This is a genomic window from Sulfitobacter sp. M13 (genome assembly GCF_053474885.1).
Genome location: NZ_CM130281.1, coordinates 2,134,774 through 2,147,211, shown reverse-complemented (window position 1 = coordinate 2,147,211; position 12,438 = coordinate 2,134,774). Strand labels below are relative to the sequence as shown.

At 57.8% G+C, this 12,438-nt stretch carries 13 protein-coding genes; 3 read left to right on the top strand and 10 right to left on the bottom strand.

The window, feature by feature from the left end:
• Positions 1-6: 6 nt before the first annotated feature.
• From bamA to pyrH, 8 genes are all read right to left on the bottom strand, one after another.
• Positions 7-2,277 carry an outer membrane protein assembly factor BamA gene (gene bamA, locus ACVBAU_RS10270; protein WP_335744002.1) on the bottom strand — a complete coding sequence of 757 codons (2,271 nt, stop codon included), beginning with the start codon at positions 2,275-2,277 and terminating at the stop codon, positions 7-9.
• A gap of 251 nt (positions 2,278-2,528) precedes the next feature.
• The gene (locus ACVBAU_RS10265; protein WP_302664657.1) at positions 2,529-2,651 is read right to left on the bottom strand and encodes a hypothetical protein; all 123 of its coding nucleotides are present in this window, start codon (positions 2,649-2,651) and stop codon (positions 2,529-2,531) included.
• Positions 2,652-2,772: 121 nt separating this feature from the next.
• Complete coding sequence (gene rseP, locus ACVBAU_RS10260; protein WP_448326161.1) at positions 2,773-4,125, bottom strand: RIP metalloprotease RseP; 1,353 nt, start codon at positions 4,123-4,125, stop codon at positions 2,773-2,775.
• 4 nt (positions 4,126-4,129) lie between these two features.
• Positions 4,130-5,302, bottom strand: a complete 1,173-nt coding sequence (gene dxr, locus ACVBAU_RS10255) for a 1-deoxy-D-xylulose-5-phosphate reductoisomerase (protein WP_448326159.1) — start codon at positions 5,300-5,302, stop codon at positions 4,130-4,132.
• A gap of 10 nt (positions 5,303-5,312) precedes the next feature.
• Positions 5,313-6,110: a phosphatidate cytidylyltransferase gene (locus ACVBAU_RS10250; RefSeq protein WP_448326157.1), complete on the bottom strand. Its 798-nt coding sequence runs from the start codon at positions 6,108-6,110 to the stop codon at positions 5,313-5,315.
• Positions 6,111-6,133: 23 nt separating this feature from the next.
• The gene (uppS, locus tag ACVBAU_RS10245) at positions 6,134-6,874 is read right to left on the bottom strand and encodes a polyprenyl diphosphate synthase (RefSeq protein ID WP_448326155.1); all 741 of its coding nucleotides are present in this window, start codon (positions 6,872-6,874) and stop codon (positions 6,134-6,136) included.
• Between the two features lie 66 nt (positions 6,875-6,940).
• Positions 6,941-7,504 carry a ribosome recycling factor gene (gene frr, locus ACVBAU_RS10240; protein ID WP_138923369.1) on the bottom strand — a complete coding sequence of 188 codons (564 nt, stop codon included), beginning with the start codon at positions 7,502-7,504 and terminating at the stop codon, positions 6,941-6,943.
• Positions 7,505-7,603: 99 nt separating this feature from the next.
• Positions 7,604-8,332 carry a UMP kinase gene (gene pyrH, locus ACVBAU_RS10235; RefSeq protein ID WP_138923370.1) on the bottom strand — a complete coding sequence of 243 codons (729 nt, stop codon included), beginning with the start codon at positions 8,330-8,332 and terminating at the stop codon, positions 7,604-7,606.
• A gap of 99 nt (positions 8,333-8,431) precedes the next feature.
• Between pyrH and miaA the strand changes: the two genes are divergently transcribed.
• Positions 8,432-9,322: a tRNA (adenosine(37)-N6)-dimethylallyltransferase MiaA gene (gene miaA, locus ACVBAU_RS10230; RefSeq protein ID WP_448326152.1), complete on the top strand. Its 891-nt coding sequence runs from the start codon at positions 8,432-8,434 to the stop codon at positions 9,320-9,322.
• A 102-nt stretch (positions 9,323-9,424) separates the two neighbouring features.
• Positions 9,425-10,213: an AraC family transcriptional regulator gene (locus ACVBAU_RS10225; protein WP_448326151.1), complete on the top strand. Its 789-nt coding sequence runs from the start codon at positions 9,425-9,427 to the stop codon at positions 10,211-10,213.
• A gap of 108 nt (positions 10,214-10,321) precedes the next feature.
• Here the strand turns inward: ACVBAU_RS10225 and ACVBAU_RS10220 are convergent, their stop codons facing one another.
• Both ACVBAU_RS10220 and ACVBAU_RS10215 read right to left on the bottom strand, forming a co-directional pair.
• Positions 10,322-10,849 carry a hypothetical protein gene (locus ACVBAU_RS10220; RefSeq protein WP_138923373.1) on the bottom strand — a complete coding sequence of 176 codons (528 nt, stop codon included), beginning with the start codon at positions 10,847-10,849 and terminating at the stop codon, positions 10,322-10,324.
• 174 nt (positions 10,850-11,023) lie between these two features.
• Positions 11,024-11,608: a lytic transglycosylase domain-containing protein gene (locus ACVBAU_RS10215; RefSeq protein WP_448326149.1), complete on the bottom strand. Its 585-nt coding sequence runs from the start codon at positions 11,606-11,608 to the stop codon at positions 11,024-11,026.
• Between the two features lie 222 nt (positions 11,609-11,830).
• On the opposite strand from ACVBAU_RS10215, the gene ACVBAU_RS10210 reads away from it, so the two are divergent.
• Positions 11,831-12,364 carry a single-stranded DNA-binding protein gene (locus ACVBAU_RS10210; RefSeq protein WP_448326147.1) on the top strand — a complete coding sequence of 178 codons (534 nt, stop codon included), beginning with the start codon at positions 11,831-11,833 and terminating at the stop codon, positions 12,362-12,364.
• Positions 12,365-12,438: the final 74 nt, after the last annotated feature.

The window sequence follows — 12,438 nt, the reverse complement described above, 5'->3', positions numbered from 1 at the left end:
TTGACCTCAGAAGTCAGTCCGCAGGGTCACTTCGAACTTCTGTTCTTCGTCGTAGTCTTCTTTTTTCAACGCTTTAGACATGTTGAATTGCAAAGGACCGACAGGTGTATCCCAAAAGAGCGAGACCCCAATCACATGGCGGAACGACCCTGATTCACCAACAATAGACGACCCTGTAGGGATCTCCACATCATCCAGGTTCCAGACATTGCCCACATCATAGAAAACGCCGCCGCTGATGCCGTATTCCTCGGGCAGACCCAGTGGGAATTCCGCCTCCAAGCTGCCAACGACAAAAAGGTTACCACCAAGGGAGTCGTCCGACCCGTTGCTTTGATCACGCGGGCCGATGCCACCTGTTTCAAAGCCACGCATGATCGACGGACCAATCACAAAACGGTCTGACACGCGGTTGTTGCCTTCGCTCCATGCCAGTGCGCCACCTTGCAACGTGGCGCGCAATGTCACCTCTTCGTTAAAGATGCGTTTTTCGCCGATGGCCTTGGCCGTGGTTTTTACAAACTTGGTGTCACCACCGATACCAGCGAAATCCTGACCGAACTGTAGCAAAACGCCCGAGGTCGGGTCCAAACCAGCGCGACGGGTATCATAGCTATAGTTGTAGCCGACCGAAGACGTCACCTGACGGCCCGCAGCAATGTCATTCGCAACAACAAAACCGGTAGTGGTATCGTCGCGCTCTGACATCTCGAGGTCGTCGTAGGTATAGTTGAGCCCCAAGCGCCCGTTTTCACTAACGGGGAAAGACAGCGTCGGCTGCAGAACGATACGCTTTGTGTCAAACGAGCTATAGGACGAGCTGGTTTCAGCATAATCGAGGTTCAGCCCGAATGCGACGTCCCGCCCCAGCAGGCTGGGTTCTACAAAGTTGAACCCATAGCGTTGCGCGTCTTCGGCGGTGCTTACCGTGAGCTTCAGTTTTTGGCCGCGCCCAAGGAAGTTATCCTCCGCAAAGCTAACCGCGATACCGATGCCGTCGCTGGACGAGAAGGAACCACCGAAATTCAGCGAGCCTGTAGGCTGCTCAACGACATTCACATCGACAACGACCTGTTCGGGGGAAGACCCCTCGCGGGCGTTGACTTCGGCACCTTCGAAATAGCCAAGGGCACGGATACGCTCGGCGCTTTCACGAATCTCGCGTGGGTTGAACGGGTCGCCCTCGACGCTGTCAAACTGACGCCGAATAACACGGTCAAGCGTGGTGGTGTTGCCTTCGATATCGATCCGTTCAACAAAAACGCGCGGACCCCGTGAAATGCGGTATTCCACATTCAACGTGAGATCGCGATCGTTGCGGGTGATCACAGGTTCGACACGGAGGAAGTCGACGCCATCACGAATGGCTTTGCGTTCCATCCGCGCGATGTCGGTTTCCACCAGCGACGGAGAATAAACGGCACCCGACTTGGTTTTGACCACACCACGGTAATCATCCGCATTCACGCCATTGATTGTCGAGGTGACGGTGAGTTCGCCAAACTTGAACTGCTGCCCCTCTTGGACATTGAACTGTACGAAATACCCGTCACGCTCTTGGGTAAGCTGCGCGTTCGCCGCGGCAATACGCATATCGACATAGCCGCGCGACAGATAGAAATCACGCAGCATCTGGCGGTCAGCTTCGATGCGTTCGGGAACGAATGTATCACGTTTAATCAGTCGACGGAAAAGGCCGGCCTGCTTGGTCCCCAGAACACGGCGCAGACGCCGGTCGGAATACTCGCGGTTCCCAACAAAGCTAAGACGTTCGATCTCGACGTTGTCACCTTCAAAGACTTCGAAAACCAGATCGACGCGGTTCTGGTCGCGCTTGATGACCTTGGGCTGAACACGGGCGGCGATGCGGCCGTCGTTGTTATAGGCTTGGGCAATGGCGTTTGCGTCTTTTTCCGCTTGGGTCGGATTGAACACACGGCGTTCGTCTGAATCGACAACCGATGCCAGCGCTTCATCGTCAATGCGCGCGTTGCCTTCAAAGCTGATGCGGTTGATCGTGGGGAATTCGACCACGGTGATGACCAGTGTTCCGCCCCGAGGTTCGATGGCGACGCTTTCGAACAAGCCGGACGCCTGCAATTTCTGATAGGCGTCGTTCAATTCACCCGCGCTAATGGCGCGTCCGCGTGCGATTCCAGCCTGACCAAGAATGGCGCTGTCACCGATACGTTCGTTGCCGTCGATCTGAACTGTGTTGAACTGATAGCTCTGTGCATCCGCATGTGGCGCCGGCACCAGCCAAGCGACTGATAACATTACGCAAAACGAAGCACCCCGAAGGGATTTCGCAAAAGGAGTGAAAACCGCTGTATCAGTGGGTTTATTCCACTTGTCGTTGTGCATCATCTGCCCTACCCGCTGTCAAAAAACTCTTTCGTACTGACTAGACAGGTTAAGACCCATTGTCAAAACGAAGAGGCCGCCAGACACCTATATAGAGTGTCCGACGGCCTATTTAATCACGATACAGTGCGGCGGGGCACATCGGCAGCGCGTTTTAAAACGCCTTATGCGCCGATCCATGCGCCTGCGGTCAGCGCAATCAACAAAAATCCGAAATACAAAGCGCGGTCCCAGTTCAGGTCCATCAACAAGCTCAGTCCGCGATAGTTTGTTTTAAGTGTCATCATAATCTTACCCCTCGTTACCCTAAGGCAAAAGTTGGCAGAGGATTACGGCGCAGCTTGGGCCAAATGTGGCAAAAGTAAGATTTTTGCCCCTTTTGCCCCCCGGAAATCGGCGAATTATCGCTTACGGGCAGAACAGGTCATTACCCAATGCGAATACCATCAGCCCAAGCACCAATGCCAAACCAATGGTCATTAGCACACGCAGCGCGCCATCGCTTGGCGGTTTGCCGGTCACGGCCTCATAGGCATAAAACACCAGATGCCCCCCGTCCAACGCAGGGATCGGAAAGAGGTTCAGCAACCCCACTGCCGTCGACAGCACTGCGATGAAATAGATAAAGCTTTGCGCCCCTTGCGATGCCATCGCCCCCGATGTTTGCGCAATGCCTACCGGCCCGCTGAGATTACAGGTGCTGATATTGCCCACGATCATATGCTTAAGGCCCGACAGCGACCCGTTGATGATCCGGCCCGTGTTTTCCACCCCGCCCCAAAGTGCTGAAAGGACGCCGGGATTGGTGGTGGCTGTATCAAAGGCGGTGCCACCGACGATGCCAATGCGCATCTGTGACTTAAAGCTGCCGTCGGGTTGGGGCTCGTCCGTCACTTTGGGACGCAGGGTGATGTCGAGCATTTGGCCATCGCGCCAGATGTCGAGTGCGAGCGGAGCGCCGTCGGATGCCTCAACCGCGGTCTTCAACTGGCGGAACGCGAAAATCTCGGCCCCGTCGACCGATGTGATCACGTCGCCGCTTTTCAGGCCGGCCTCATAGGCGGCGGATTGTGGCATGACCTGCTTGATCAGTGACGGCATGACATAGGGACCATCCACTGTCACCACAGCGCCCTCGCGGTTGACCTCATAAAGCAGCGGCTGGTTGAGCGGGATGCTGGCAAAGGCTTCGGCATAGGCGGTCGCGTCTGTCACCGGCGGCAAGGTCACCCCCCCGATAGAGACAATCTCGTCGCCCGAGGCCAGTTCATTTTGTTCAAACGGTAGAGGGTGCAATTCACCGACGGTCATGGGGTCGCGAGGCACGCCCACCGACAGCCCGATGGCTGCAAATACCAGAATGGACAACGCAAAGTTGAACACCGGCCCCGCCGCAACGGTTGCTGCACGGGCCCACAACGGCGCGCCATGCATGGTTGCGCGCAAACGCTTGGGGTCGGTCTCGGCCGCTTCCATTGCGGCGACGTCCTTGCCCGATGCAGCATCCGCATCCCCGGCAAACTTTACGTATCCACCAAAGGGCAGCGCCGCGATCTGCCAGCGTGTGCCGCGTTTATCGACGCGACTATACAGCACCGGCCCGAACCCGAGAGAGAAGACGTCGGCATGGATACCAGACCAGCGACCAACGATATAATGGCCGTATTCATGGATCGCGACGATCACCGACAGGGCAATAACAAAGGCCAGAAGCGTCCAGATCAGCCCGCCAAACTGCGGAATCAATGCGAAAATATCCAAAACTCTACCCTGCCCTTTTTGTTATTGCGGCCCACGCGGCCTGTCTTGCCAGATGGTCCACTTGGGCCACGTTATCAAGAGTGATGGCCGCGTCGATCACCCCATTGTCAGGGAAAAGTGTTTCCATTGTGTCTTCGACGATCTGGGCCATTTGCGGAAAACGCAGTTTGCCTTCTACGAAGCCATCCAGCGCCACCTCTTTGGCGGCGTTGAACACCGCACCGGCCATCCCGCCGCGCGCCATCACTTCCCGCGCTAGGCGCAAAGCGGGCCAGCGGACGTCATCGGGCGCACGGAATTCAAAACTGCCGATTTTGGCAAGGTCCAGCCGCTCGACCGGCAAATGTGTGCGGCTCGGGTGGTGCAGGGCAAAACCGATGGCGTGGCGCATGTCGGGCGGGCCGATATGCGCCATCAACGCGCCGTCGTTAAACCCCACAAGTGCATGGATCATCGACTGCGGATGCACCAAGACTTCGATTTGGGTCGGTGAAACGCGGAAATATTCACGCGTTTCAATAACTTCCATGGCCTTGTTAAACATGGATGCACTGTCGATCGTGATCCGCTGCCCCATATCCCAATTCGGATGGCTCGACGCTTGCTCAAGCGTCGCATCAGCGAGCTTTTCCAACGGCCAGTCGCGGAATGCACCCCCGCTGGCGGTGATGATGATCCGCTCGACCGCGGCCATGTCCTCGCCAATCAAGGCCTGAAAGACTGCGGAATGTTCGCTATCCACCGGCAGCATGGTCGCGCCGTGCGCAGCAGCGGTTTCCAGCATCAGCTGACCCGCACAGACCAGCGATTCCTTGTTGGCCAATGCCAGTGTCGCGCCTTGCTTCAGCGCGGCGATCCCTGGTGCAAGTCCGGCGGCACCGATGATTGCAGACATAACCCAATCGGCGGGTCGTGTGGCGGCCTCGTTGATCGCTTGGGTCCCGGCGGCGGCCTCTATCCCGGTGCCAGCCAGTGCATCGCGCAGGTCTTCCAAAAGGTGGTCATGGGCAGTGACCGCAATTTTCGCGTTCAACCGCTGCGCATCCTGTGCCAGTTGCGCAATGTTGTTTGCCCCCGTCAGTGCCACGACCTCATAGGTATCGGGCGCACGCGCGATCAGATCAATGGTGTTCTGCCCGATAGAGCCCGTAGCCCCGAAAATGCTAATCTTCTTCATGCGGTACGGGTCAGCTTAGCGCGGGTGTAATAGTCAGGAATTGGCCGATAATCAGCAGGAAAAGTGCTGCGCCCAACATGCCGTCGAACCGGTCCAGCAGCCCACCGTGACCCGGAATCAGGTTAGAGCTGTCCTTGACGCCCAAGCGACGTTTCATACCGGATTCAGCAATATCGCCCATCTGCGACGCCATCGACATCGCAACGGACACGCCCACAAGTTGCAAGCCGACACCTGTATTGATCGAAAACAAGAAACCCACGGCCGCCGCCCCGATCCAGCCAGCGGCAGTGCCCGACCATGTCTTTTTAGGGCTGACCTTGGGCCAGAACTTTGGCCCGCCAATGGCGCGACCGGCAAAATAGCCGACAACGTCGGTGATCACCACAACCAGCACCAGCCACATCAGCCAGCCAAAGCCGAAATCATCCCGCACCTGCGTCAGGCCAAAGCCCGCCAGCATGATCATCACGGTGAAACACATAAAGATCGTGCGATGTTTTTCCAGCTGGCCAAAGCCTACCAGCGCTGGCGCGAGCAGGACTGGCAAGGCAAATCCCACGGGCAGATAGATCGACGCAAGCGACGCCGCCCCGACCAATAGCCCCATCTGCATCCGCGCACCGCGATTTGACGGGTTCAACATGCCCACCAGTTCCCACGCCATCACGCCGCAAATCAGCGCGACCAGAACGTGGAAAACGGGCCCGCCCAGATAGATGCCGCCCAAACCGACGACGATCATCGCCAGCGCTGAACCAACGCGCGCCGTAAGGTCTGACCAACGCTCCGATGAAGGTGTCGTCATAGTGATTTCCTTTCGTCGTGCGATCAGGAGGACACAGCGCCAAAGCGCCGGTCGCGATTGCCGTAGGCCGCGCAAAGGTGACCGAACTCCGCCTTGGTAAAGTCGGGCCAAAGCGTATCAATGAATTCATATTCCGCATAAGCCGATTGCCACAGCAAAAAATTAGAGATCCGCGCCTCGCCACTGGTGCGGATAACCAGATCGGGGTCCGGCAATACGTGGGTATCCAGATAGCGTGGCAGCGTTTCTTCGTCGACGTCATCGGGGTGCAGCAGGCCAGACGCCACATCCTGCGCCAGACGCTGCGTGGCCCGCGCGACCTCGTCGCGGCCACCGTAGTTCAGGGCAATTGTCAGATGGGTCAATGTATTTTCAGCGGTTTCCGCCTCGAGCACGTTCATCAGCTTGACCAGCTTGGCGTCCAGACGCACACGGTCCCCGATAAAACGCACCCGCACGCCCTTGGCCTTTAGCGCCCTGGTTTCTTTTGTAATGTAGCGGCGAAACAGGCTCATGAGGCCCGCAACCTCGACTTGTGTCCGCTTCCAATTCTCGGTCGAGAAGGCAAAGATCGTCAGATATTCGACGCCGAAATCGGGACAGGCCTCGACGATCTCGCGCACACGTTTCGCGCCGGCGTGATGCCCGAACAGTCGTGGACGCCCCCGCTGGGTTGCCCAACGGCCATTTCCATCCATGATGATCGCAACATGGCGCGGAGCCCCTGGGACAAGCTGGGTGGTCTGGTCGGTCGCAGCAGGCATCATGTATCCTTATCGAGCAGCAGGCCGATGCGCGAAACCGAAGGCAACGCGCACCGTGAAATCCGCTTAAACCTGCATGATCTCTGCTTGTTTCGTCTCTAGCTGCTCGTCGATGAGGCCAATGAACTTGTTGGTCATGTTCTGAACCTCACCCTCCCAGACTTTCTGGTCGTCTTCGGACATGCCATCGGCCTTGGCTTTCTTGATCTGGTCCATGCCATCGCGGCGCACGTTACGGATCGAAACGCGTGCGCTTTCGGCATATTGACCAGCGACCTTGGTCAGCTGTGTCCGGCGCTCTTCGTTCAGCTCGGGGATCGGCAGCATAATGATGGTGCCGTTCAGCTGGGGGTTGATCCCCAGACCGGATTCACGGATCGCTTTTTCAACTTTACTGACCAGCCCTTTGTCCCACACGTTGATAGTGACCATGCGGGGTTCGGGCACGTTGACGGTACCCACTTGGTTGATCGGCGTGCTGCTGCCGTAGGCATCAACCATAATCGGCTCCAGCATGGAGGCGGACGCGCGGCCTGTGCGTAGGGAGGCAAATTCGGTACGCAACGACGCAATCGCGCCGTTCATGCGCCGCTCAAGATCGTCTGTGTCCAGCATAAAATCGTCTGACATGATGTCCCCGGTGGTTTTGTAACTATCTAAATTTGAACCGATATAACGCGATCGTGCCCCTCTTGTATAGAGAGGCACGCATCTATCGTAGGTTGGGCGCTAGCCCTGCACCCGCGTATACGTCCCCTCGCCCGCGAGAATCCCCTTGAACCCGCCCGGCTCGTCCAGCGAGAAGACGATGATCGGCAGGCTGTTGTCCCGCGCCAATGCGATGGCAGAGGCATCCATAACCCCAAGGCGCTTTTGCAAGACATCGTCATAGGTCACATCGTCATAGCGCACCGCATCGGCGTGCTTCGCGGGGTCTTTGTCATAGACGCCATCGACCTTGGTGCCTTTAAAGATCGCTTCGCAGGCCATTTCATTGGCGCGCAGCGTTGCGGCTGTATCGGTGGTGAAATACGGGTTGCCGGTACCGGCGGCAAAGATGCAGACGCGCTTTTTCTCAAGGTGGCGCACAGCGCGGCGACGGATGTAAGGCTCGGCCACTTCGTTCATGGTAATCGCCGAGATGACCCGCGTGTGGATCCCCAGTTCTTCCAGCGCGGATTGCATCGCCAGCGCGTTCATCACTGTGGCTAGCATTCCCATGTAATCAGCGGTCGTGCGTTCCATTCCCTGGGCAGACCCTTGCAGCCCGCGAAAGATGTTGCCGCCGCCGATGACCATGCAAATCTCTACGCCAAGGTCATGAACCGATTTGACCTCGTTCGCGATGCGTTGCACCGTTGGCGGATGCAGGCCATACCCCTGATCGCCCATCAATGCTTCGCCTGAAATTTTTAGCATAACCCGCTTGAATGTTACTTTTGACTGGCTCTCGGGCATGGGGGCACCTTTCGGGGTATGGGAGGGGTTTTCATTGCGCCGTAAAATGTCGCAAATAGCGCAAACATTCAATGCTCCGTCAGAGGTTCACGCAAAGAAATGCCAGAAGCCCCGCTATCGCGCGTTTTAGACGTCGTATCCCGCATGAACCCCGCGCAGCCTGTGCTGATCGCGGGGCCCACGGCGTCGGGTAAATCCGCGCTGGCGCTGGCGATTGCGCAAGAACAAGGCGGCGTGATCGTGAACGCGGATGCCAGTCAGGTTTACGACTGCTGGCGTGTCATCTCTGCCCGCCCGCCTGCCGACGAAGAGGCATTGGCATCGCATCTTATGTACGGGCATGTGTCGGCCAGGGCCCCCTATTCCGTCGGTCACTGGCTGCGTGAGGTCACCGAGGTTCTGCAGCAACCGGCACGCCCGATTATCGTGGGCGGTACGGGTCTTTACTTTGCAGCGCTGACCAAGGGACTGGTGGATATACCCCCGACGCCCGACAGCGTGCGCAAGATCGGCGACACGATGACCCGCGCGGCCATGATCGACACGCTTGATGACGTGACAGCCAGCCGGATCGACCTGCAGAACCCGATGCGGGTGCAGCGCGCGTGGGAGGTGCAGCAAACCACAGGACGCGGGCTGGCCGCGTGGCAGGACGCGACGCCACCGCCGACCTTGCCGCTGGATCGCTGTCAGGCCATCGCGGTCAGCGCATCGAAAGACTGGTTGAACGACAGGATCATCCGCCGCTTTGATCAAATGCTGGACCAAGGCGCTTTGGACGAGGTCGCCGCCGTGCGTCCCGTCTATGACCCGACCCAGCCCGCGCATCGCGCCATTGGCGTGCCCGAGCTGATGCGCTATCTTGACGGTGCCCTGTCGCTTGAAGAGGCACGGCAAGAGGCCATTATTGCAACCCGTCAGTATGCCAAACGGCAACGCACATGGTTGCGCAGAAACACGGCTGACTGGCTGCCCTATTCACCCGGCTGAGTCACAGCCCCCGTTTCGCGCCGTTGTCTTATTCAACCTATACCTTTGCCGAATTGTGTATAAACATAGCTGAAACTTGTCTTTTTATGATGGGGCTATGCAATGAATGCGAACATCATCGAACTGCTGACACTTGCGCAACTGTCCCAAGGACAAGACTGGCGTGTGCATCTGTGTCACGATCGGCCGGCGAATATATTGATCTGGATTACGCGCGGCCAAGGTCTGTTGCAGCTTGACGGGCAGCGCCGCGGACTTGGGGCGCATAACGCCGTGTTCATCCCCGCCGGCGCGCTTTTTGCCCTTGATTTGGGGCGACAGGGCATCGGTCAGGTGGTTGTGATCCCTGAAGGCTCGGAATTACGGCTGCCGCAGATGCCGCGCCATCTGCGTATCCGCGATGTACAGGCGCAGACCGAATTCACTGGCCTGATCGAGGCAGCGCAGCGCGAACAACAAACCAAACGACCGCTTTTCCACGACGCCCTAGAGGCGCAAGCCGCGCTCATGTCGGTCTGGTTGCGGCGGCAGATATTGCAGGACGAACACATTCCCAGCCGGCCCAATGCGGGGTCACGGTTAAGCGCGCGGTTCTGCCAGCTTGTCTCTGAACGCTATCGCAGCGGCGCGCCGATGTCGCACTATGCCGAAACCCTTGAGGTCACGCCGACTCACCTGTCTCGTGCGGTAAAATCCGCAACGGGACGAACCGCAGCAGATATATTGACCGAACGCGTCCTGCATGAGGCGCGGCACCTGCTTGGCTCAACGCAACACCCCGCTCAGGATATCGCGCGTCATCTGGGTTTTGGCTCGGCGGCCTATTTTACGCGATTTATACAACAGCATACCGGCAGCACCCCATCGCGGCTTCGTGTAGCGACTGCCTGAGGTGATGCACGCATAGGCCGGAATTCAATTTTTTCTACGCTGCAAACAGAACGAAAAACGGCCACCGCTCTCGCGATGGCCGCATCAGCCTGATCGAGGCCGGGTGGCTTATTTGCTGACGCCGCTACCTGCGGTGTTCAGATTGCCGACCTGTTTGGCCACCTCATCGGCAAAACCGTTGATCATAACGTCATAGAATACACCCTCGGATGGCGCGACTGCAACGTAGCCTTCTGGCACGACCTGATCCACCGCATAGGCGGCTATGTTAACGGGGAAGCTGCGCGCGGCGATCGATTCATCGGGAGACGAGATATTCACAACACCCTCAAGCTCGTTGAACTCTTGGCCGTCGTTCAGCATCGTGGCACCATCCAGCGAAACTTTGCGGACGTCGATCTTGATGGTGGGGTCGCTTGCGTCATCGCTGCCCAGAACACGAGCGGCCACGGCAGCTTTCAGGTCCTCGGTGATCTGCGGATAGTATTCCATCGCATTCGCGTCCTGCGCAGCGCTGATCGACGTGTCTACGTCAATCGCCGAGAAGGATACGGGCTCGTCCGCAAACGCGGCGGAGGACAGTGCGGCGAGGCTTACACCTGTGGCCAATGCGATCGTTTTAACTGAGTTGAACATGCGAATGCTCCTTATCTTTCTGATGCGCGCCGATCGTAGAAGACAACCTGCTGACGCTCTGGAAAGGGAACACGGCAATTGAGAGTTAGGTTCCGAAGGGCACAGGCACGGAACGGCGGATAATAGCGCAAGATATGTTTTTTAAGTTATACTTCAAAAACTTAGGTCGTCCGGTCAAAGGCCGGCAATGACCTTCACATAGTTTTTGGTTTCGGCGTAAGGCGGGACACCACCGTATTTTTTGACCGCACCTGGCCCAGCGTTGTATGCGGCCAGCGCCAAATTCCACGAGCCAAAAGCCCGATACTGCCGCTTGAGGTACCGCGCCCCTCCGTCGAGGTTCTGATACGGATCGGTCGGGTCCACGCGCAGATGACGCGCCGTTTCCGGCATCAGTTGGGCCAGACCAAGCGCGCCTTTGCGGGATTTTGCCGTGGGGTTCCAGCCGCTTTCCTGTTGCACAAGACGCAAGAACAGGTCTGTCGGGATACCGTGGCGCATCGCGGCTTCGCGGGCCATGCCGTGGTAAACACCCTTGTACTTCCCGCGGTATTTTGGCGTATCCCATTTGGTCGGGGTTACCACGCCCTGCGGCTGAAGCCGGACCGAGGCCGCATATTGTTTCGAAGCACGCGTGTCCAAGATCTTGGTCTGGGACGCAAAAAGCTTGGTCCGGTTCTTTGAGGAAAATACGTCAGCAGCAACCGGTGCTGCACCCACTGAAAAGCAGCACAGCGCCGCCGTTAGCAAAATTCGCATATTGTCCTTGCTCCGCATAGCCTCAATTCCGGCAGACCATAGCAAACTGGCTCATGCGTGCCAGCCTTTTCATGATCCGGTTCAACTCAGCGTGGGCAATTGGCTGCGATTATCCTGCCTCCCCCCTGTTTATCGCAAACCCTGCTAGGTATAACGTCGGCCAATCCAAGGCGCGTGCGGGATTCGCGCGTGGCTCTTAATCTTGCAGCAAATGGGGGCATCATGGCCGGCTCAGTTAACAAAGTGATCCTAATCGGCAATTTGGGGCGCGATCCCGAAGTGCGCTCGTTCCAGAACGGCGGCAAAGTGTGCAACCTGCGCATCGCGACCTCCGAGACTTGGAAAGACCGCAACACAGGCGAGCGTCGCGAAAAAACCGAATGGCACTCGGTTGCAATCTTTCAGGAAGGCCTCGTGCGCATCGCAGAGCAGTACCTGAAAAAAGGCTCCAAAGTGTATATCGAAGGCCAGCTGCAGACGCGCAAATGGCAGGACCAGTCCGGTGCGGATAAATATAGCACAGAGGTCGTGTTGCAGGGCTTTGGCGGTACATTGACCATGCTCGACGGCCGCGATGGCGCTGGCTCCGGTGGCGGTGGTGGTGGCGGCAACTATGGCGGCGGCAGTGGCGGCTATGACAGCGGCCCATCCGATCCGGGTGGCTATGGCGGCGGCTACGACAATGGCCCATCGGCCGGCGGCAACGAAGGCGGTCGTAGCTCATCGCGCGATCTGGACGACGAAATCCCGTTTTAAAACAATCCAGTATAAGATATAGTTAAGGCGGGGAATTCCCCGCCTTTTCTGCATCCAGACCTCAGATTCAGCGC